This window comes from Aeromonas sp. R10-2 (assembly GCF_040908445.1).
Lineage (GTDB): Bacteria > Pseudomonadota > Gammaproteobacteria > Enterobacterales > Aeromonadaceae > Aeromonas > Aeromonas veronii.
The window spans coordinates 35,988-58,380 of record NZ_JBFODS010000064.1 but is presented as its reverse complement, the minus strand read 5'-3'; the positions used below and the strand labels follow the sequence as shown (position 1 = coordinate 58,380).

Sequence of the window (22,393 nt, the reverse complement as noted above, 5' to 3'; positions counted from 1 at the left end):
AGATTTCACAAAACAGGTTTCAGGGAAGTTGTATGGCAACCATTTATGTAGACGGCAAAGAGTACGAGGTAGACGGAGCAGATAACCTGCTGCAAGCCTGTCTGTCGCTGGGTCTGGACGTCCCCTATTTCTGCTGGCATCCGGCGCTGGGTAGCGTTGGCGCCTGCCGCCAGTGTGCGGTCAAACAGTATCAGAATGCCGATGACAAACGCGGTCGTCTGGTCATGTCCTGCATGACCCCGGCCACCGATGGCAGCTACATCGCCATCGAAGATGAAGAGGCTAAAGAATTTCGCAAGAGCGTGGTGGAGTGGCTGATGACCAACCACCCCCACGACTGCCCGGTGTGTGAAGAGGGCGGCGCCTGCCACCTGCAGGATATGACGGTGATGACCGGCCACAACAGCCGTCGCTACCGTTTCACCAAACGCACCCACCAGAATCAGGATCTCGGCCCCTTCATCAGCCACGAGATGAACCGCTGCATCGCCTGCTACCGCTGCGTCCGTTACTACAAGGATTATGCCGGTGGCGAGGATCTCGGGGTCTACGGTGCCCACGACAACGTCTATTTCGGGCGGGTCGAGGATGGCACCCTGGAGAGCGAATTTTCCGGCAACCTAGTGGAGGTCTGCCCCACCGGCGTCTTCACCGACAAGACCCACTCCGAACGTTACAACCGCAAGTGGGACATGCAGTTTGCCCCCAGCATCTGCCAGCAATGCTCCGTGGGTTGCAACATCAGCCCGGGTGAGCGTTATGGCGAGCTGCGCCGGATTGAAAACCGCTTCCACGGCAGCGTCAACCACTACTTCCTCTGTGACCGTGGCCGCTTTGGCTATGGCTACGTCAATCTGGCCGACCGTCCGCGCCAACCGCTGCTCAAAGATGGCAACGACCAGCTGACCATCACGGTCGATGGCGCCCTCAACCGCGCCGCCGATGCCCTGCGCACGGCCCGCGGCCTCATCGGCATCGGCTCGCCCCGCGCCTCGCTGGAGAGCAACTTTGCCCTGCGCGAGCTGGTGGGTGAAGCCAACTTCTACGCAGGCGTCGAGCAGGCCGAATGGGCCTGTCAGCTGAAGATGCTGCAGATCCTGCAACAGGGCGGCGTGCCGACTCCGAGCCTGCGGGACATGGAAGAGGCCGACGCCATTCTGCTGCTCGGCGAGGATGTCACCATGAGCGCAGCCCGTATCGCGCTGGCGCTGCGCCAAGCGGTCAAGGGCAAGGCTCGCGAGCTGGCTCGCAAGATGAAGGTGGATCTGTGGCAAGTCGCCGCCGTTCAGACCCTGGGTCAGAACGAGCGCTACCCGCTGCTCATCACCAGCCTCGACACCACCCGTCTGGACGATGTGGCGGCCGACAAGCTGCACGCCCCCTATGCCGATCAGGCGCGCCTTGGCTTTGCCATCGCCCACCTGCTCGACCCGAGTGCACCGGCCGTGAGCGACCTCTGCCCCGAGCAGCAGGCACAAGCGACTCGCTGGGCCGAGCTGCTCGGCAACGCCAGGAAGCCGCTCATTATTGCAGGCTCCACTGCCCGCGATGTGGCGCTGCTTGAGGCGGCCAGCAACATTGCCCGCGCCCTGAAAGGCCGAGGACTGGAAGCCAACATCGCGCTGGTTGGCCAGGAGGCCAACTCGCTGGGGCTGGCCATGCTGGGCGCTCAAACCTTGTCAGACAAGCCGCTCGAAGCCGCCCTTGCGCGTATCGAGTCAGAAGAGGGGTTGGCGCTGGTGACGCTGGAGAACGATCTTTATCGCCGCGCGCCGCGTAACCGGGTGGATGCTGCACTGGCACGGCTGCAGCACCTGCTGGTCATCGACCATCAGGCGACCCCGACCGCCAACAAGGCTGATCTGGTGCTGCCAGCGGCCAGTTTTGCCGAAGCCGATGGCACGCTGGTGAACATGGAAGGGCGCGCCCAGCGCTTCTTCCAGGTCTATGCACCCGCCTTTTACAACGCCGATATTCAGGTGCGTGAAGGGTGGCGCTGGCTGGCGGCGCTGCAAGGGGCGATCGAACGCAAGCCGCTGCGCTGGCAGAACTTCGACCAGGTCAACCATGACTGTGCCACCAGCAATCCGCTGCTGGCTACCATGCTGGAAGCGGCGCCCAATGCAGGCTTGCGGATCCGTGGCATGCGACTGGCCCGTGAGCCGCATCGTTACAGCGGTCGCACCTCCATGCTGGCGGATCAGAACGTCAGCGAGCCGCGGGTAGCGCAAGATCCCGACTCCCCCTTCAACTTCTCCATGGAAGGATATGCCGGAGCCCGTCAGCCACTGCCGCAAGTGCCGTTCGCCTGGGCGCCGGGCTGGAACTCTCCCTCCGCCTGGAACAAGTTCCAGGATGAAGTGGGTGGCAAACTGCGTGCTGGCGATCCGGGTCGCCGTCTGCTGGAAGCAACAGACCCGCAGGCAGAAGGCAAGGAGCTGCTCGGCTGGTTCACCACCATCCCCGCCCCCTTCAAGGCCGCAGAGGCGCTGCAAGTGGTCAATTATGCCCAGCTGTTTGGCGGCGAGGAGCTCTCCGCTCGCAGCCCGGTCATTCAGGCCCGGATGAACGAACCCGAGCTGGTGCTCAATCCCCTTGATGCGCTGCGTCTGGCCCTCCACGGGGGCAGTCAGGTCTCCTTCTCCTGGGGCGGTAGCCACTGGCAACTGCGTCTGCGGCTTAGCGAGCAGCTGAGCGCCGGTCTGGTGGGGCTCCCCCTTGGGGTGAACGGCCTGCCGACGGCCCTGCAACAAGCCTCAATCACTAACCTGCAGGAGGTGATCGCATGAGCGAGTCGCTGATCGATCTGTTGCTGGAGGTGGGCAAGGCACTGATCGTGCTGGTGGGGATCGTGGGGGCCGGCGCCTTCATGAGCTTCATCGAGCGCCGTCTGCTGGCCCTGTGGCAGGATCGCTACGGCCCCAACCGGGTGGGGCCGTTTGGTCTGCTCCAGCTGGCCGCCGACATGATCAAGATGTTCTTCAAGGAGGACTGGATCCCGCCGTTTGCCGATCGGCGGATCTTTATCCTGGCCCCCATCATCGCCTTCACTGCCTTTATTCTGGCGTTTGCGGTGGTGCCCATCACCCCCACCTGGGGCGTGGCGGATCTCAATGTGGGGCTGCTCTACATCCTGGCCATCGCAGGGCTGGCGGTCTATGCGGTGCTGTTCGCCGGCTGGTCGAGCAACAACAAATACTCATTGCTCGGCAGCTTGCGCGCCTCGGCCCAGACCCTCTCCTACGAGGTGTTTCTCGGGCTATCCCTGATGGGGATCGTGATCCAGACCGGCAGTTTCAACCTGCGGGATATCGTCGAGGCACAGGCAGACTTGTGGAACGTGGTGCCCCAGATCCTGGGCTTTGTCACCTTCCTGTTTGCCGGTGTCGCCGTCACTCACCGTCACCCGTTTGACCAGCCAGAAGCCGAGCAGGAGCTCGCCGACGGCTATCACATCGAGTATGCGGGGATGAAGTGGGGTCTCTTCTTCGTGGGCGAATATATCGGCATCGTGCTGATCTCCTCGCTCATCGTGACCCTCTTCTTCGGTGGCTGGCACGGCCCCTGGCTGCCCCCCTTCATCTGGTTTGCCCTGAAGACCGCCTGTTTCATGGTGTTCTTCATCCTGCTGCGGGCCTCCCTGCCTCGCCCGCGCTTTGACCAGGTGATGTCGTTTGGCTGGAAAGTCTGCTTGCCGCTGACCCTGATCAATATGCTGGTCACCGCGGCAGTTGTACTGATAAGTACGCAGTGAGGCACTCAATATGAAAATTGTTAGCATTATTCAGGGTGTCGGCACCCAGTTACGCAGTCTGGCCATGGTCTTCTCCCATGCCTGGCGGCCCCGTGAAACCCTCAACTATCCGGAGCAGGCAGTCTATGCGGCCCCCCGCTACCGCGGTCGCATCGTGCTGACCCGCGACCCCGACGGGGACGAGCGCTGCGTGGCCTGCAACCTCTGCGCAGTTGCCTGCCCGGTCGGCTGCATCTCGCTGCAAAAATCCGAGCGGGAAGATGGTCGCTGGTATCCGGAGTTCTTTCGCATCAACTTCTCTCGCTGCATCTTCTGCGGCCTGTGTGAAGAGGCTTGCCCCACCACTGCCATCCAGCTGACACCGGATTTCGAGATGGGTGAGTATCGCCGCCAGGATCTGGTGTACGAGAAGGAGGATCTGCTGATCAGCGGGCCCGGCAAATACCCGGACTACAACTTCTATCGCATGAGCGGGATGGCCATCGACGGCAAGCCGAAAGGGGATGCCGAAAACGAAGCCAAGCCCATCGATGTCAAGAGCCTGCTGCCCTGAGGAGTCAATCATGGAACTGGCATTTTATGCCTCGGCCCTGGTGGCCATTTACAGCACGCTGCGGGTGATCAGCACCAGCAATCCCATGCATGCGCTGCTCAATCTCATCATCTCCCTCATCGCCGTGGCCATGATCTTCTTCTGCCTGGGTGCCGCCTTTGCGGGCGCCCTGCAGGTGATCGTCTACGCCGGCGCCATCATGGTGCTGTTCGTGTTCGTGGTGATGATGCTGAACCTGGGGAGTGCCCAGGCGCAGGAGAAAAAGTGGCTCACCCCCGTGACCTGGGGGGGCCCAGCCCTGCTCTCGCTGATCCTGCTGGGCTTTCTGGCCCACGGCATTCTCGGGGTGACCGGCGGCCTGATCGGAGTGACCGAAGTGACCGCCAAGCAGGTGGGTGTCGAGCTCTTTGGCCCCTATGTGCTGGCGGTGGAGCTTGCCTCCATCCTGCTGCTGGCGGGTCTGGTAACCGCCTATCACCTGGGTCGGGAAGAGAAGAGCGGTGAAGTGCTCTCCGTCCCGCGCTCTGCTTCCCGCTCTGCACAAGAAGGAGGTCAGCAATGAATGGAATCCCTATGGAGCACGGCCTCCTGCTGGCCGCGGTGCTGTTCTGTATCGGCCTGTGCGGTCTGCTGATCCGCCGCAACCTGCTCTACATCCTGATGAGTATCGAGATCATGATGAATGCCTCGGCACTGGCGTTTGTGGTGGCGGGTAGCCGCTGGGCCCAAGCCGATGGCCAGATCATGTATATCCTGGTGATTTCTCTGGCGGCAGCGGAGGCCAGTATCGGCCTTGCCCTGTTACTGCTGCTCTATCGTCGTTACCACACTCTAAACGTGGACACTGTGAGCGAGATGCGCGGATGAGCCTCTTATATCTGACTTTTCTATTTCCGCTGCTGGGATGGCTGGTGCTGGCCTTCTCCCTCGGCCGGTTTGGCGAGCGTACCTCTGCAATGATCGGGGTGGGCTCCATTGGCCTGTCGGCCCTCACTACCCTGTGGGTGGGCATCGACTTTCTGGGCAACCCGCCCGAGGGGGGCGTCTATGTCCAGCGCCTGTGGCAATGGATGGCGGTGGGCAACTTTACCCCGAGCTTCTCGCTGGCACTGGATGGCCTGTCGCTGACCATGCTGGGGGTGGTGACCGGGGTCGGTTTCTTTATCCACCTGTTCGCCTCCTGGTATATGCGCGGTGAAGAGGGCTACTCCCGCTTCTTTACCTACACCAACCTCTTTATCGCCAGCATGCTGTTTCTGGTGCTGGCTGATGACCTGCTGTTTGTCTACCTCGGCTGGGAAGGGGTAGGGCTGTGCAGCTATCTGCTGATCGGCTTCTACTACAAGGATCGCAAGAACGGCGCAGCGGCCCTCAAGGCATTTGTCGTGACCCGGGTGGGTGATGTCTTCCTCGCAATCGGCCTGTTTATCCTCTATCGGGAACTGGGCACCCTCAATATCCACGAGCTGCTGGTGCGCGCACCGACCCTGTTTGCCGAGGGCTCCCCTGCCCTGTCGCTGGCCTGCCTGATGCTCCTGGGCGGCGCGGTCGGCAAATCGGCCCAGCTGCCGCTGCAAACCTGGCTGGCGGATGCGATGGCAGGCCCGACCCCTGTCTCCGCGCTGATCCACGCCGCCACCATGGTGACCGCCGGTGTCTACCTGATTGCCCGTACCCACGGCCTGTTCCTGCTGGCGCCAGAGATCCTCCATCTGGTCGGACTGGTTGGCGCCATCACCCTAGTGCTGGCAGGCTTTGCCGCGCTGGTTCAGACCGATATCAAGCGGATCCTCGCCTACTCCACCATGAGCCAGATTGGCTACATGTTTCTGGCACTGGGTGTCGGCGCATGGGAAGGGGCCATCTTCCACCTGATGACCCACGCCTTCTTCAAGGCGCTGCTGTTCCTCTCCGCCGGTGCCGTCATCGTTGCCTGCCACCATGAGCAGAACATCTTCAAGATGGGTGGCCTGCGCAAGAGTTTGCCGCTGGTCTATGCCTGCTTCCTGGTGGGGGGCTCGGCGCTGGCGGCGTTGCCGCTGGTCACCTCCGGTTTCTACAGTAAGGACGCCATCCTGTGGCAAGTAGAGGCCTCTGGCCAAAGCGCGCTGCTGTGGGCCGGTCTGGCGGGGGCATTCCTCACCTCGCTTTACACCTTCCGGCTGATCTTTATCGCCTTCCATGGCAAAGAGCAGACCAAAGCCCATGCGGGTCACGGTCTGGCTCACCACCTGCCGCTGCTGGTGCTGCTGGTGCTCTCCACCGGCATAGGCGCGCTGATCACTCCACCGCTGGCAGGCGTACTGCCCGCAGGCCCGGGAGATCATATCGAAGAGGGACGCCATGCACTGGAAATCACCTCCGGCATCATTGCCATTGCTGGCATCGCGCTAGCCGCGTTTCTGTTCCTTGGTGAGCGCCGTCTGGCCACCTCCATTGCCAACAGCGCGCCGGGCCGCCTGCTCAGCACCCTCTGGTTCAACGCCTGGGGCTTTGACTGGATCTATGACCAGCTGTGGGTCAAACCCTATCTGCTGGCGACCCGTCTGGTCGGGCAGGACCCGCTGGACTGGATGATGGGCCTGCCCGCCTGGCTTGCCCTGCGTGGCAACCAGCTGCTGGCCTGGACCGTCACCGGCAAGTTGCGCTGGTATGCCGCCTCCATGGGGATCGGCGCCGTGCTGGTGCTGGCGCTATTGCTGCTGGGGTAACGCGATGAACAACCGGACAATCATACAGCCAGGCTGTTTGCTCTCCCTGATGGAACAGGGAGCGCAATCTCATATGAACTTGAACGAGAGCTGATACCGTGACCTTACTCTGGATCTTGCTAATTCCTTTTATCGGCGGCTTGCTCTGCTGGCAGATGGAGCGTCTCGGCGGGCAGTTTGTCCGCTGGGTAGCCCTGCTCTCCATGAGCGCCAGCCTGCTGCTCTCCTGTGCCATCTGGCTAAGTGGAGACTTCTCCCTTGCCACGACCGGCCTCGACAGCGCGGGCGTCTCTGGTGCTGCCTCCGCCTGGGCCGCCGAGTGGCGCCTGCCGTGGATCCCCCGCTTCGGCATCTCTTTGCATCTGGCGGTGGATGGCCTGTCGCTCTTGATGGTGATCCTCACCTGCTTTATCGGGGTACTGGCCATTCTCTGTTCGTGGAAAGAGATCGTGCAGCGCATCGGCTTCTTCCACCTCAACCTGCTCTGGATCCTGGGCGGCGTGCTCGGGGTCTTTATGGCGCTGGACCTGTTCCTCTTCTTCTTCTTCTGGGAGATGATGCTGGTCCCCATGTACTTCCTGATTGCGCTCTGGGGCCACTCGGTCACTGACGGCAAATCCAGGATCAACGCCGCAACCAAGTTCTTCATCTACACCCAGGTTTCGGGCCTTATCATGCTGGTGGCCATCATCGGGCTGGTGCTGACCCACCAGCATGCCACCGGAGTCTTCACCTTCAACTATCTGGAGCTGCTCAATACCCCGATGAGCAAGGGCGTTCAGTGGCTGCTGATGCTGGGCTTCTTTATCGCCTTCGCGGTCAAGATGCCGCTGGTACCGCTGCACGGCTGGCTGCCGGATGCCCACAGTCAGGCGCCGACCGCAGGTTCGGTGGATCTCGCCGGTATTTTGCTGAAAACCGCCGCCTACGGCCTGCTGCGCTTTGCCTTGCCGCTGTTCCCCGAAGCCTCTGCAGAGTTCGCCCCCTACGCCATGGTGCTGGGCCTGATCGGTATCGTCTACGGCGCCATCGTGGCGTTCGGCCAGACCGACATCAAACGGCTGGTGGCCTACACCAGCATCTCCCACATGGGCTTTGTGATGATCGCCATCTACTCGGGTAGCGAAGTGGCCCTGCAGGGCGCCGTTGTGCAGATGATCGCCCACGGTCTCTCTGCTGCCGGTCTCTTTATCCTCTGCGGTCAGCTCTACGAGCGGTTGCATACCCGGGATCTCCGCCAGATGGGCGGCCTGTGGGGACGCCTGCGCTATCTGCCCGGTGTGATGCTCTTCTTCTCGGTGGCGTCACTTGGCATGCCGGGCACCGGCAACTTTGTTGGCGAGTTCCTGATCCTGGTCGGCAGCTTCCAGGTGGCCCCGGTGAGCACGGCGGTCGCCACCTTCGGTCTGGTGCTGGCCTCGGTCTACTCCCTCATCATGTTGCAGCGCGCCTGCTTTGGCCCCGCCAAGGATGAGAGCATGCTCAAGGGACTGGATCGCCGCGAGCTGACCATGATGATGGTGATTGCGGGCCTGCTGGTTCTGCTTGGCCTCTATCCCCAACCCGTGATTGACACCGCCAGCAGCAGCCTTATCAACGTGCTGCACTGGTATCTGCTGCCGACTGCTGGAGCCCTGCAATGACTTTCTCCGCTTCCCAACTGCTGGCACTGCTTCCCCTGCTGTTGACCACCGGGGCCATGGCGGCCCTGATGCTGGCCATCGCCTGGCGCCGCTGTGTCACTACCGCCTTTACCGTGACCATTGTTGGCCTCAACCTGGCGCTGTTCTCGCTGCCCATCGTGATGGCGCAAGGGGATCAGGGGGTCACCCCGCTGCTGCAAGTGGACAGTTACGCCGTCTTCTACATGGGACTGGTGCTCATCGGCGCCCTGGCCACCTGCACCTTCGGTCAATCGTGGCTGAAAGCCTACCCGGACAACCGGGAGGAGTTCTTCCTGCTGCTGCTGATCGCCACCGCTGGTGGTCTGGTGCTGGCCTGCTCCCGTCACCTCGCCTCTCTCTTTATCGGGATCGAGATGCTGACCCTGCCAATGTTCGGTCTGGTGGGTTACGCCTACCGCGAGCGCCACTCGCTGGAAGCCGCGGTGAAATATATGGTGCTCTCTGCCGCCGCCACCGCCTTCCTGCTGTTTGGCATGGCGCTGCTCTATGCGCAGGCAGGCAGCCTGAGCTTTGCCGCCCTGGGGCAGACCCTGGCCGAGAGCCCGGCTCACCATCCGCTGCTGATGGGCGGTTTGGGGTTAATGCTGGTCGGCTTTGCCTTTAAACTCTCCCTGGCCCCCTTCCACCTCTGGAACCCGGATGTCTACGAAGGTGCCCCGGCACCGGTCGCCACCTTCCTCGCCACCGTCAGCAAGGTGGCGGTTTTTGCCGTGCTGCTGCGCTTCTATCTGGCGGTACCGGCGGCGAGCGATCCCATGATCCACTGGCTGCTGGCAGCCATGGCGGTCATATCCATCATGGTCGGCAACCTGCTGGCCCTGGTGCAGACCAACGTCAAACGGATGCTGGGTTACTCCTCCATCTCCCACTTCGGTTACCTGCTGGCGGTGATCGTGGCGAGCCGATTCGGCCAGATGCCGGTGGAAGCGGCCGGGGTCTACCTGCTGATGTATCTCTTCACCAGCCTCGGCGCCTTTGGCGTCGTCAGCATGATGTCGAGCCCCTATCGCGGCAAGGATGCAGACTCCCTGCACAGCTATCGTGGTCTGTTCTGGAAGCGCCCCTATCTGACTGCCGTACTGACGGTGATGATGTTGTCACTCGCGGGCATCCCGATGACCCTCGGCTTTATCGGCAAGTTCTACCTCATCGGCGTCACCGTCGAGGCGCAGCTTTGGTGGCTCTCCGGTGCCATCGTGCTCGGCAGCGCGCTGGGTCTCTACTACTACCTCAAGGTGATGGTGACCCTCTATCTGCGCGAACCGGGTATGCAGCAGCGCGATGCCAGCGCCGACTGGGCTCTCTCCTCCGGTGGTGTGGTAGTGCTGCTCTCTGCCGTGCTGGTGGTGTTGCTGGGGCTCTATCCCCAGCCGGTCATCAGCCTGGTACAAGGGTTCCAGCACGTGGTATTGCAGTAACCTTTACCGTCGCTACCCCTCATTACCCGCAAAACCGGCAGCCTTGGCTGCCGGTTTTCTATTTGCGGACCGACAGCATCGCGCACTCCGCGAGCCAGCAAATGACAGATCAATCAGCGAGGGTGATGCCCATCATGGTTTTTGCCATACAACCAGAACCGGGCGAGATCCTCATACCCTCTTGAATTCCTTATTGATATATTGGTTATATTCTGGAATGGAGTTCAGATTGATGAAGCAACACTACGTTTGCCAATTTAACCCGACAGAACTGGCTGCCACGCTGGCACCCTTGCAAGGAGGCAAGCTGACCATACTGCTGGCCGAACAGGATTGCGCGCAGGTTCCCCTGTTGCAGCAGTTGTGCCGCGACTTCAACATCGCCCTGGATGGAGCCATTTTCCCCCAGCTGATCGGTGCGCAAGTATTGTTGCCGCAAGGGGGCTGGCTACTGCCCAGAGCCAACCCCTATCACGCCACGCTGCTGCCCCTGACACCGCAGGCCAGCGCAGCATCCCTTGCCCACCGGATTGCGGAACAGGTGGAGAGCATGCTGGCCATCTGGCCAACCCCTTCGCCGCCACCAACCCTGTTTCTGACCTTCGACAACCTCATTCCCAATATCGCCTCCATTCTGGATGCGCTTTATCTGCAACTGGCCAATCGCGTCAACTATGCCGGCGCCAATGCAGGCAGCGGCAGCTTCACCCCCCTTGCCTGCCTGTTCGACAATCAACGGCAACTTGCCTACGGGGTCAACTGCACGCTGCTGCCCAGCAACAGCTTTCCCTTTCTGGAACATGGTTACCAACTCTCGGCCCAACCGATGCTTGCCACCAGCAGTGAAGCGAACAAGATTGCCTACATCGATTGGCAACCGGCCTTTCAAAAATATCAGGGGCTGATCCGCCAGCAATTCCAGCACACTATGGTGCGCGAGGAGCTCTACCGTTTCGTGGTGCACATGCCACTGGGCCTGCTGCGGGCCAACGGGGATGTGATTGTCAGGATCCCCGTCGAGGCAAAAGATGACGGCGCCCTGCTCTGCGCCGGCGAGGTAGCGGAGCACAGCATCCTCACTCTGCTGAAGGCACCAGAGAGTGCCACCGAACATGCCTGCTCACTGGCCAGGCGCCTCAACCAGCAACAAACCCTCACCCGGGCACACTTGTTGGAGGTCTACTACTGCGCAGGACGCCAGCTGCACTTCGACCAGCAGACGGTGACCGAGCTGCGCACCCTGCTGACCCACTCGGGGGCCGGCGATCTGGCAGGAGCCCTCTCCCTTGGCGAAATTGGCAGCGTGCGCCACGGGGATTACCCCCAATTTCATAACGGCGCCATTCTCTGTAACGGGGCAGTGATATGAACAACGACCACGCCATGGCCATCGTCTGCGATCTGGCGCTCTGCATCGGGCGTGAAGTGACGCTGGATGCGCTGCTCACCAAGGTACTGCAACGCTTCATGCATCACTGCGCCACGCCGGTTGGCGCGGTATTGCAGCAACAACGGGAGGGATACAAGCTGCTCAAGGTGATCGGCGACGAGCAGTTGCGTCAGCACACCGGCACCACCCTGACCCTGCCTGGGTGGGTCAGCGAGGAGGAGCACTGCCTGCTGCAACAGACGCTCCCCCTGCCGGGCAGCCGCCCCTACCAATTTGCCTATCGGCTCAAGGTTGAAGGGGGTTATCTCATCTTGCTGCTCGCCCCCCAGCCACATCAGCAGATCGTACCGGTCTGCCATCTGTTCAGCCCGGTGCTCGGCAACCTGGCCCGCGCCATTTCCCTCTGCAAGGACAGCGAGCAGCTCGCCCTGCGTCAGCAGGCCGAACTGAAGGATCTGAAACACTTCAACGAATCCCTGCTCAAGGCCATCCCGATCCCGGTGTTCTACAAAGATATCGAAGGACGATTTCTGGGCTGCAACCAGGCCTTCAATCAGGTGATCGGCCTCGGCAAGGAGGCGCTGCTGGGTCGACGGGTCGAGGAGCTGCTGCCAGTCGGGCTTGCCGAGGCCTACAGCATGCGGGAAGCCGAGTTGCTGCGAAGTCGCCAGCCCCAGTGCATCGAACAGCAGTTGCATGACCGCAATGGCATGCGCTATCAGGTCATCTGTTTCAAGGATCTCTTCTATGACCATCAGGGGATGGTTGCCGGCATCATCGGCACCTTGGTCGACATCACCCGCCTCAAGGAGAGCGAGCGCCACCAGCGTGACCTGCTGTTCCAGACCATCAGTGCCCTCGCCAGCGCCATCAGCCACAAGGATCGCAACAGTGCGGGCCATGAGCTGAGGGTGCGCGATTTGGCACTGGCCATCGGGCAGGCCATGCAGCTGCGGCAAGAGCGGCTGGATGCGCTGGGACTGGCGGCCATGGTGCACAATATTGGCCTGCTGCAGATCCCCACCGAGATCATCACTCGCCCCCGTGAATTGCGGCCGGTGGAGTTCGAACTGATCAAGCAGCACCCCCAGGCCGGCCACGATATTCTCAAACAGATCGACTTCCCCTGGCCCATCGCCACCATAGTGCTGCAGCACCACGAAAACCTCGATGGCAGCGGCTATCCGCAGGGGCTGGCGGGCAACGCCATTTCCCTGGAGGCGCGCATTATCCGGGTGGCCGACTCGCTGATCGCCATGACCTCCCATCGCCCGTTCCGCCGGGCCATGCCCCTGAGTGACGCCTTTGCCGAACTGACCCGCTATGCCGGGATCCATTACGATGAAAAAGTGGTCAACAGCTGTATCGTGCTCTGGCAGACCGGCTACCACTTCGGCCCTCCCATCAGTCAACTTGCAGACAAGGCGGGATAAGATGTCCGAACTCCTCACCTCCTGTGCACTCCCCCACCCACTGACCGATGCTCTCCCCTCCTCGGCGCTGTTGCTGACCCAAGTAATGGATCAGCTTCCCTATCGGGTGCTGCTCAAAGACACCCGATTCAGCTACATTGCGGGCAACCGCCTGCTGGCGGCGGATCTCGCCCTCTCCCCAGAGGCACTGGTGGGCAAGAATGACTGCGACTTTTTTCCCCCCGAACTGGTACAGCGCTATCGGGAGGATGACGCCCGAGTCATGCGCGAGGGGATACACCAGCACATCGAAGAGCCCTATCTGAAGGGGGGAGAAGCCCGCTGGCTCAGCACCACCAAGTTTCCCCTGCGTGATGAGGCGGGGAGCATCGTGGGGGTCGGCGTCTTCTTCGAAGACATTACCGAGCAGAAGTGGCAGCAGGAGAAACTGCAACAGTACAGCTGGACCCAGCAGGCGATCAGCCGCGCCCACCACGCCCTGCTCACACCGGGCGATGAGCCGCAACTGCTGCAGGATATCTGCGATGCCATCGCCGTCGATGACCGTTTTCCGCTGGTCGCAGTGCTGCAAGGCCAGCCAGAACTCGCCCAACCGCCGAGGATCGTGGCGCAGGCAGGCAGTGCCGATGCCTCGGAACAAACGCTGTGGTTGAACGATGAGGCCCTCACCCAGGCCATCCTCCACCAGCGGCGCCTCAATCAGGTGATCTTCCACGAGCGGCCCCATACCGGCCGCCACCCGTTGCGCTCCCGCCTACTGATCCCCTTGCCACTGCAGGAGGATCAGGCCGGTGCGCTGATCATTCACAGCGACCAGCCACGGTTGTTCAGCCAGGAGGAGGAGCAGCTCTTCATCCAGCTGACCGACTACCTCACCTATGGCCTGCAGGCGCGCCATACCCAGCAGGCTTATCTGCGCTCGCAACAGGAGAAGATCTTCCATGCCCGCCAGCTGGAGCTGGCACTGGAAGATGCACTGGGTGCCATCGCCGCCGTGCTGGAGCAGCGCGATCCCTATACCGCTGGCCATCAGAAACATGTGGCCAAGCTGGCCCAAGCCATCGGCCGGGAGCTCAGGCTGGAAGAGAAGCGGCTGCGGGGGATCTATCTGGGCGCCATGGTGCACGATATCGGCAAGATCCAGGTACCGGCTGAAATTCTCACCAAACCGGAACGCCTCACGCCACTGGAGTTTGAGCTGGTCAAGGAGCACCCCGCCATCGGCTATCTGGTGCTCAAGGATATCGACTTCCCCTGGCCCATCGCCCGGATGATCCACCAGCACCACGAGTATCTCGATGGCTCCGGCTATCCGCAGGGGCTCAAGGGAGATGAGATCCTGCTGGAGGCCCGCATCCTCACCGTCGCCGATATCGTCGAATCCATGTCCTCGGATCGCCCCTATCGCGCCGCCCTCGGCATTCCCCAGGCCCGTGAGCAGATCATCCAGATGCGCGGCCATCAGCTCGATGCGGATGTGGTGGATGCCTGTCTGCGGATCCTCGACCGGGGAGACTTTATCCCCCAACCGCTCGGCAAGCCGTAACGACACGGATAAAAAAAACCGGCCAATTGGCCGGTTTCTGTTTTTATGCGCTGGCGCTGTCTCTATTAACCCAGACGAACCCGGGCGTTGCGGAACATCCGCATCCAGGCGCCGTCCTCGCCCCAGTTGTCGGGGTGCCAGGAGTTGGCCACGGTGCGGAACACCCGCTCCGGGTGCGGCATCATGATGGTGGCGCGACCGTCGGTGGTGGTCACGGCGGTGATACCATCCGGCGAGCCGTTCGGGTTGGCCGGGTACTGCTCGGTCACGCTGCCGCGATTGTCGACAAAGCGCAGCCCTACCAGACCGCTCTGCTGCAGTGCATTCAGGTGAGCAGCATCTCGCACCTCGACACGCCCTTCCCCGTGGGAAACGGCAATCGGCATCACCGAGCCTGCCATGCCAGCGAAGAAGGCCGATGGGGACTCCTGCACCTCAACCAGACTGAAGCGGGCCTCGAAGCGCTCGGAGCGGTTGCGTACAAAGCGCGGCCAGAGATCGGCACCCGGGATGAGGTCTCGCAGGTTGGACATCATCTGGCAACCGTTGCAGACACCCAGAGAGAGGGTATCGCCGCGCTCGAAGAAGCGCTGGAACTGCTCACGGGCGTTGTCATTGAACAGGATGGACTTGGCCCAGCCTTCCCCCGCCCCCAGCACGTCACCGTAGGAGAAACCGCCACAGGCCACCAGGGTCTGGAACTCCTCCAGCTTGATGCGACCGGAGAGAATGTCGCTCATATGGACATCGACCGCCGCGAAACCGGCACGATCGAACGCCGCCGCCATCTCCACATGGGAGTTGACTCCCTGCTCGCGCAGCACCGCCAGACGGGGGGAGACCCCACGGGCGATATAGGGAGCAGCCACATCCTCGGACGGGTTGTAAGTCAGCTTGGCATGCAGACCCGGATCGGTGGCGTCCTGACGGGCCGCGTGCTCACTGTCGGCGCACTCGGGGTTGTCGCGCAGGCGCTGCATCTGCCAGCTGGTCTCGCCCCAAATGGTGCGAAGGGCGGTGCGGCTGGCACGATAGACCTCCTGACCGCCCCGCTGCAAGGTGATGAGATCCCCTTCGCGCACGGTACCGAGCACATGGGAGCAGGCCGCCAGACCGTGACCGGCCAGCAGGGTCATCACCGCTTCCTTGTCTTCACGACGCACCTGGATGACGGCGCCCAGCTCTTCGTTGAACAGCGCCGGTAGCAGCTCGCCACCGATGCGATCGAGCTGGATGTCGAGGCCGCAGTGGCCGGCAAACGCCATTTCGGTCAGGGTGACGAACAGGCCGCCGTCGGAGCGGTCGTGGTAGGCGATCAGTTTGCGATCAGCCACCAGCGCCTGAATGGCGTTGAAGAAGCCCTTGAGCTGGACCGGATTGTCGAGATCCGGTGCCTTGTCACCCAGCTGGCGATAGACCTGCGCCAACGCCGAGGCGCCGAGGCGCTGCTTGCCATTGCCAAGGTCGATGAGGATAAGGTCGGTTTCACCGAGATCGGTACGCAGTTGCGGCGTGACTGTGTTGCGCACATCCTCGACCCGGGCAAAAGCGGAGATGAGCAGGGAGAGCGGCGAGGTGACGCTGTGCTCCTTGCCATTCTGCTGCCAGCGGGTCTTCATGGACATGGAGTCCTTGCCCACCGGAATGGTGATACCAAGAGCCGGGCAGAGCTCCTCGCCCACCGCTTTGACCGCCTCATAGAGACCGGCATCTTCCCCCGGGTGACCGGCAGCGGCCATCCAGTTGGCGGAGAGCTTGACCCGCTTCAGCGACCCGATATGAGCCGGCGCAAGGTTGGTGAGCGCTTCCGCCACCGCCATACGAGCGGAGGCGGCGTGGGAGAGCAGCGCCACCGGGGTACGCTCGCCCATGGACATGGCTTCGCCGTGATAGCTGTCGTAGGTGGCTGCGGTGACGGCGCAGTCAGCCACCGGGACCTGACAGGGGCCAACCATCTGATCGCGATTGACCAAGCCAGTCACGCTGCGATCGCCGATGGTGATAAGGAAGGACTTCTCCGCTACGGTCGGCAGACGCAGAACCCGCTCGGCCGCGTCACTCAAAGTGATGCCATCGAGCTGGAGCGCTTTGCCCTGTGCTGGGAGGGTCACCACGTCACGGTGCATCTTGGGCGCCTTGCCGAGCAGCACGTCCAGCGGCAGGTCGATGGGCTGGTTGTCAAAGTGTGCATCCGACAGCGTCAGATGTTTCTCTTCGGTAGCAGTGCCGATAACCGCATAGGGTGCGCGCTCACGCTCGCACAGGGCCTTGAACAGCGGCAACTTGTCCTGCGCCACTGCCAGTACGTAACGCTCCTGGGATTCGTTGCACCAGATCTCCAGCGGGCTCATGCCCGGCTCGTCGCTCTGAATGGCGCGCAAATCGAAACGACCGCCACGCTCACCGTCGTTGACCAGCTCCGGCATGGCGTTGGAGAGACCACCCGCCCCCACATCGTGGATAAAGACGATAGGGTTGTCGTCACCCAGCTGCCAGCAGCGATCGATCACCTCCTGGCAACGGCGCTCCATCTCGGGGTTGTCACGCTGCACCGAGGCAAAGTCGAGATCTTCGGCCGACTGGCCGGAGGCCATGGAGGATGCGGCACCACCGCCCAGACCGATGTTCATCGCCGGGCCGCCCAGCACGATCAGCGCCGCGCCGACCGGGATCTCCCCTTTCTGGACATGTTCGCTGCGGATGTTGCCGATGCCGCCTGCCAGCATGATGGGCTTGTGGTAGCCACGCACCTCGACGCCGTTGTGGCTCGGCACCTCCTCTTCGAAGGTACGGAAGTAGCCGAGAATGGCCGGACGGCCGAACTCGTTGTTAAACGCGGCGCCGCCGAGCGGCCCCTCCTGCATGATGTCGAAGGCACTGACGATACGGCTCGGCTTGCCGAAATCCTGCTCCCAGGGCTGCTCGAAGCCGGGAATGCGCAGGTTGGAGACGGAGAAACCGACCAGACCCGCCTTGGGCTTGGCACCGCGACCGGTGGCTCCCTCGTCGCGGATTTCGCCGCCGGAGCCGGTGGCTGCGCCCGGGAACGGGGAGATGGCGGTCGGGTGGTTGTGGGTCTCCACCTTCATCAGGATATCAACCTGTTCCTGGTGATACTGGTATTCGCCGTTGGCCGGGCTCGGGAAGAAGCGGCCCCCCTGGCTCCCTTCCATCACGGCGGCGTTGTCTTTATAGGCAGAGAGGACATGATCCGGCGTCTGCTCGAAGGTGTTCTTGATCATCTTGAACAGCGACTTGGGCTGCTGTTCGCCATCGATGGTCCAGTCGGCATTGAAGATCTTGTGACGGCAGTGTTCGGAGTTCGCCTGGGCGAACATGTAGAGCTCGATGTCGTTGGGGTTGCGACCCAACTTGGTGAAGTTCTCCACCAGATAGTCGATTTCGTCGTCGGCCAGCGCCAGACCGAGCGCCACGTTGGCTTCGGCCAAGGCTGCGCGACCACCGCCCAGCACATCCACCTGGGTGAAGGGGCGCGGCTCGTGGTGAGCAAACAGGGCGGCAGCTTCGCTCATCTCGGCAAACACCACTTCCATCATCCGATCATGGAGCACGGCGGCAATGGCGCTGCGCTGGGCGTCACTCAGCTCACCCTGCCCCTTGATGGTCAGGTAATAGGCAATACCACGCTCCAGCCGCTTGACCTGTTTCAGGCCGCAGTTGTGGGCGATGTCGGTTGCTTTGGAAGACCAGGGAGAGATAGTGCCGGGGCGGGGGGTAACAAGAAACAGCTGACCGCTGGGGGTGTGTTCGGGGATGGTCGGGCCGTAGCGCAAGAGCTGGCCCAAGGTCGCTCGCTCGGGGGGAGAGAGGGGGCTTGTCAGCTCGGCAAAGTGCACAAACTCGGCATAGACATCCTCTATCTCTACTCCGCTCTCTACTCCACTCTCGTTTCTCATCTGTGCGAAGCGTTGCAGCAGTTTTTGGACACGAAAATCAGACAGTGCTGGGGCACCACGCAAGATATCCATATGACCTTTCTCACCAAGTTTTAAAGTGGGGGGGAATTGAGACGCGCGTATTATAGGGATCTGGCTCACAGCGGACAAACGTTTTTCTCACTTCGTGCAGTGTGACTCTGCGCACACTCTCTGGTATAAAGGTGCCTCTTTTTTGACAAATGCCGATTTTTTCAACAAAGGTACTCACCTACTTGCGCTGCATTTTTCGACTGTTTATCGGGCTGTTGTTGACGCTGACACTGGTTGGCTGCGACTTCTATAGCCCCTCCAGCCAGCTGGAGCAGATCCGCCAGCGAGGCGAGATCCGGGTTGGCACCATCTATGGTCCCACCTCCTATTACCAGCGTGACGACCTCGCCCAGGGGTTCGATTACGAGCTGGCGCAAAATTATGCCGACTGGTTGGGGGTGAAACTCACCATCATCCCGGTCGACACCACTGACCAACTGGTCACCCTGCTGAAAAAGGGCAAACTCGATCTGGCGGCTGCCGCCATCATGGTCACCCCCGAACGGCGCGAGCTGTTTCGCTTCGGCCCGGGCTTCTATCAGGTCTCCCCCAAGCTGGTCTACCGCAACGGCAAACCCAAGCCTGCCTCGTTAAACGATATCAAGGGCAAGCTGGTGGTGGCCGCCGGATCCACCGGGGAAGATCTGCTCAAAGAGATGAGCAAAGAAAATCCGAAACTAGCCTGGAGCACCAGCGACAACGCCGATGTGGAGGAGCTGCTCAAACAGGTGGTGGATGGCAAGATTGACTACACGGTGGTGCAGGATACCGTGCTGGCCCGTACCCAGCGCTACTACCCGGAGCTCACCGAGGGGCTGACCCTGGCCCAGAAGCAGACCGTTGCCTGGGCCATGAGCAAGCTGCCCGATGACAGCCTCTATGCCAGCGTGATCGACTTCTTCGGTCAGCGTTTTATGGATGGTGCCATCGCCAAGCTGGACGAGAAGTACTTCGGCCACGTGCAGAACTTCGACTTTGTCGATACCCGCACCTTCCTCAAGCGCGCCAAGAGCCTGCTGCCCAAGTACCAGCCGCTGTTCCAGACTCACGCCAAGAATATCGACTGGCGTCTGCTCGCCGCCATCAGCTATCAGGAGTCTCACTGGGACCCGCAGGCCCGCTCTTACACCGGCGTGCGCGGCATGATGATGCTGACCGAGCCCACCGCCAAGGCGATGGGAGTCAACGACCGGCTTCATCCGGAAGAGAGCATCAAAGGTGGCTCCCTCTATCTGCAACAGATGATGGAGAAGGTGCCGGATTCGGTGCCCGATGACGAGAAGGTGTGGTTTGCCCTCACCGCCTACAACATAGGTTACGGCCACATGATGGACGCCCGCCGCCTGACCAAAGAGCTCGGCAAGAATCCTGACGCCTGGAGCGACGTGAAAGAGGTGCTGCCGCTGCTGCAACAGGCGCGCTGGCACCGCAAGGTGCGTTATGGCTATGCCCGTGGCAGCGAGGCGCGCAACTATGTCAACAACGTGCGCCAGTATTACCAGAGTCTGCTCTGGCTCGACAACGAGCAGCAGAAGGCACATCAGCGGGAGAGTCTCGACAACGACAGCGAGCCCGAGCTGGCCGAGCGCCCCACCGCCATCGCCGAAGTGGTCAATCAGATCACCATGCGCTAACCAGCCATTATTCGGCTGTTTTCACGCAAACTTCTCTGTTACCATCGATTCACATCGGAGCCTATCCGAAATCGCATTGTTTTCATTATGTTGAGAGATTAAATAACAGCAATTTCGGATGGGCTCCATCAATGACCCAAGGCCGGGATGGCCACCTGAGTTGGGAGGAGACCAAGATGCAAAAACGTAGAAAAATCAGTCTGGTCAGAAAAGCGAAGTGCAGCTGGAGCCCCAGACGCAAACTCAAGCTTAATGACATCAAGCGCAACCTGTGGCGCAGAAATCGATCCTATACCCTGCTTATTGCAGAGCACACAGCATAAACCCGGCATTCGCCGGGTTTTTTTATCTTCTTTCTCACCTGATTATCGTCTTACACCAGCGCCGCCTTGAACTGTACCGACCGCTTGGAGATCAGCGAGTTGCAGTGGTTGCAGAAGTAATCCACTGCGCCGCACGCCTTGAGACGCTCCAGCTCCTGCTGGCAGGTGGGGCAGATGGCCGTGACGTGGACATTGGCCTGACACTGACCACAGGTTTGCTCCTTGCTGCGGGTATCCAGTTCAGCCTGGCATGACGGGCAAAGCAGGGCTTCCATAATCAACTCCTCGAAAAGTGGATCTGCCATGGTCTGGCTCCATGGCAGATCCCCCTCCCCTTATTCCTCACCCTAACATGGCGAGGATAACAAAGCGGCTGCCGGTGAGGGCAGCCGCAAGGACTTATTTCTTCTTCATTTTCAGCAGGCGTTTGCGCTGACGTTCCTGACTCAGGGTCATGGTGTTCTTCTTGCCTTCAAACGGGTTGACCGACTCCTGGAACTCGACCCGGATCGGCGAGCCCATGATCTTGAGGGACTTGCGGAAATAGTTGATCAGATACCGCTTGTAGGAGTCCGGCAAGTCGTTCAGCTGGTTGCCGTGGATCACGATGCGCGGCGGGTTGTAGCCACCGGCGTGGGCATACTTGAGCTTGACGCGGCGACCATTGACCATCGGCGGCTGGTGATCTTCCTGCGCCATCTGCATGATGCGGGTCAGCATGGCCGTGCTGGTACGACGGGTGGCGGACTGGTAAGCCTCCTGAATAGATTCAAACAGGTGGCCGACACCGCTACCGTGCAGGGCGGAGATGAAGTGGACGCGAGCGAAGTCGATGAAGCCCAAGCGACGATCCAGCTCGTTCTTCACATCCTCTTTCACCTTCTGATCCAGACCATCCCACTTGTTCACCACCAGCACCACGGAGCGACCGGCGTGGAGCACATAGCCAAGGATGCTCAAGTCCTGATCGGTGATGGTCTCCTGGGCGTCGATCACCAGCAGGCAGACGTTGGCATCTTCGATAGCTTTCAGGGTCTTGATAACGGAGAACTTCTCCACCGTCTCGTGCACCTTGCCACGACGACGCACACCGGCGGTATCGATGACCACATACTTCTGCTCGTCACGCTCCATCGGAATGTAAACGGAGTCACGGGTGGTGCCGGGCATGTCATAGACGATGACCCGATCTTCACCCAGCATGCGGTTGGTCAGGGTAGATTTACCGACGTTGGGACGACCAACGATGGCGAACTTGATGGGCAGGTCGGCGAACGGGGTCTCCTTGGTGTCCTCTTTGGTATCGAGTTCACCGGCAGCCACCATGCGCAGCAGGGCTTCTTCGTCGAAGTCCTCCTCTTCCTCATCCTGCGCATCTTCATCGGTAGCGGAGTCGACCAGGGTCTCCAGATGGGGAGCCAGGGCCAGTTCCAGCAGGCTCAGCACGCCACGACCGTGGGCGGCCGCGATCTGGTAGACCTCGCCCAGCGCCAGACCGTAGAACTCGGAGACAGCGGAATCACCGTCGATACCGTCGGTCTTGTTGGCCACCAGAAATACCTTCTTGTGGGCCTTGCGCAGGTGCTCGGCAATGGCTTGATCCGCCGCGGTCAGACCGGCACGGGCATCCACCATGAACAGCACGACGTCCGCTTCTTCGATGGCCAGCAGGGATTGCTCGGCCATCTTCAGCTCGATCCCCTCTTCGGTGCCATCGATACCGCCGGTATCGACCACGATAAATTCCAGCTCGCCCAACTTCGCCTGACCGTATTTACGGTCCCGGGTCAGACCGGGAAAATCGGCAACCAGGGCATCCCGAGTACGGGTCAAGCGGTTAAACAGGGTGGATTTCCCCACGTTGGGGCGGCCCACCAGGGCTACTACAGGAGTCATAAAAGCCTCATTCTCAAGACGACAAAGGCTCCGGGTCCGAAGACCAGGAGCCGGATATTCA

15 protein-coding genes are annotated in these 22,393 nt (G+C 61.2%); 12 read left to right on the top strand and 3 right to left on the bottom strand.

Annotated features, from left to right (window positions below; all coding sequences use genetic code 11):
- The first annotated feature begins 32 nt into the window (after window positions 1–32).
- From nuoG to AB5Y97_RS13420, 11 genes are all read left to right on the top strand, one after another.
- Window positions 33–2,789 carry an NADH-quinone oxidoreductase subunit NuoG gene (gene nuoG / locus AB5Y97_RS13470; RefSeq protein WP_201946084.1) on the top strand — a complete coding sequence of 919 codons (2,757 nt, stop codon included), beginning with the start codon at window positions 33–35 and terminating at the stop codon, window positions 2,787–2,789.
- Window positions 2,786–3,754 (top strand): NADH-quinone oxidoreductase subunit NuoH, encoded by a 969-nt coding sequence (gene nuoH / locus AB5Y97_RS13465; protein WP_005337244.1) that lies wholly within the window; start codon window positions 2,786–2,788, stop codon window positions 3,752–3,754. The genes nuoG and nuoH overlap by 4 nt, the downstream gene beginning before the upstream one ends.
- Before the next feature lie 10 nt (window positions 3,755–3,764).
- Window positions 3,765–4,307: an NADH-quinone oxidoreductase subunit NuoI gene (gene nuoI, locus AB5Y97_RS13460; protein ID WP_005337245.1), complete on the top strand. Its 543-nt coding sequence runs from the start codon at window positions 3,765–3,767 to the stop codon at window positions 4,305–4,307.
- A 10-nt stretch (window positions 4,308–4,317) separates the two neighbouring features.
- Window positions 4,318–4,869 carry an NADH-quinone oxidoreductase subunit J gene (nuoJ, locus tag AB5Y97_RS13455; protein WP_201946083.1) on the top strand — a complete coding sequence of 184 codons (552 nt, stop codon included), beginning with the start codon at window positions 4,318–4,320 and terminating at the stop codon, window positions 4,867–4,869.
- Window positions 4,866–5,174, top strand: a complete 309-nt coding sequence (nuoK, locus tag AB5Y97_RS13450; RefSeq protein WP_005337247.1) for an NADH-quinone oxidoreductase subunit NuoK — start codon at window positions 4,866–4,868, stop codon at window positions 5,172–5,174. The genes nuoJ and nuoK overlap by 4 nt, the downstream gene beginning before the upstream one ends.
- On the top strand, window positions 5,171–7,018 hold the full coding sequence (gene nuoL / locus AB5Y97_RS13445; protein ID WP_201946081.1) for an NADH-quinone oxidoreductase subunit L: 1,848 nt from the start codon (window positions 5,171–5,173) through the stop codon (window positions 7,016–7,018). Before nuoK ends, nuoL begins: the two co-directional genes overlap by 4 nt.
- A gap of 98 nt (window positions 7,019–7,116) precedes the next feature.
- Window positions 7,117–8,661: an NADH-quinone oxidoreductase subunit M gene (gene nuoM / locus AB5Y97_RS13440; protein WP_201946080.1), complete on the top strand. Its 1,545-nt coding sequence runs from the start codon at window positions 7,117–7,119 to the stop codon at window positions 8,659–8,661.
- Window positions 8,658–10,121, top strand: coding sequence for an NADH-quinone oxidoreductase subunit NuoN (nuoN, locus tag AB5Y97_RS13435; protein WP_368158156.1), 1,464 nt, complete (start codon window positions 8,658–8,660; stop codon window positions 10,119–10,121). The genes nuoM and nuoN overlap by 4 nt, the downstream gene beginning before the upstream one ends.
- 232 nt (window positions 10,122–10,353) lie before the next feature.
- On the top strand, window positions 10,354–11,490 hold the full coding sequence (locus tag AB5Y97_RS13430) for an FIST C-terminal domain-containing protein (protein WP_201946076.1): 1,137 nt from the start codon (window positions 10,354–10,356) through the stop codon (window positions 11,488–11,490).
- Window positions 11,487–12,944: an HD-GYP domain-containing protein gene (locus AB5Y97_RS13425; protein WP_201946074.1), complete on the top strand. Its 1,458-nt coding sequence runs from the start codon at window positions 11,487–11,489 to the stop codon at window positions 12,942–12,944. The genes AB5Y97_RS13430 and AB5Y97_RS13425 overlap by 4 nt, the downstream gene beginning before the upstream one ends.
- A 1-nt stretch (window position 12,945) precedes the next feature.
- Window positions 12,946–14,490 carry an HD domain-containing phosphohydrolase gene (locus AB5Y97_RS13420; protein WP_201946073.1) on the top strand — a complete coding sequence of 515 codons (1,545 nt, stop codon included), beginning with the start codon at window positions 12,946–12,948 and terminating at the stop codon, window positions 14,488–14,490.
- Window positions 14,491–14,555: 65 nt separating this feature from the next.
- On the opposite strand, the gene purL is transcribed toward AB5Y97_RS13420, so the two are convergent.
- Window positions 14,556–18,479: a phosphoribosylformylglycinamidine synthase gene (gene purL / locus AB5Y97_RS13415; RefSeq protein ID WP_368158153.1), complete on the bottom strand. Its 3,924-nt coding sequence runs from the start codon at window positions 18,477–18,479 to the stop codon at window positions 14,556–14,558.
- A 149-nt stretch (window positions 18,480–18,628) separates the two neighbouring features.
- On the opposite strand from purL, the gene mltF reads away from it, so the two are divergent.
- A complete protein-coding gene (gene mltF / locus AB5Y97_RS13410; protein ID WP_005344877.1) occupies window positions 18,629–20,113 on the top strand; it encodes a membrane-bound lytic murein transglycosylase MltF in 1,485 nt (494 codons plus the stop codon).
- Between the two features lie 373 nt (window positions 20,114–20,486).
- On the opposite strand, the gene AB5Y97_RS13405 is transcribed toward mltF, so the two are convergent.
- Window positions 20,487–20,711 carry a zinc ribbon domain-containing protein gene (locus AB5Y97_RS13405; RefSeq protein WP_042056368.1) on the bottom strand — a complete coding sequence of 75 codons (225 nt, stop codon included), beginning with the start codon at window positions 20,709–20,711 and terminating at the stop codon, window positions 20,487–20,489.
- A 124-nt stretch (window positions 20,712–20,835) separates the two neighbouring features.
- Complete coding sequence (der, locus tag AB5Y97_RS13400; protein WP_005333794.1) at window positions 20,836–22,332, bottom strand: ribosome biogenesis GTPase Der; 1,497 nt, start codon at window positions 22,330–22,332, stop codon at window positions 20,836–20,838.
- Window positions 22,333–22,393 lie beyond the last annotated feature (61 nt).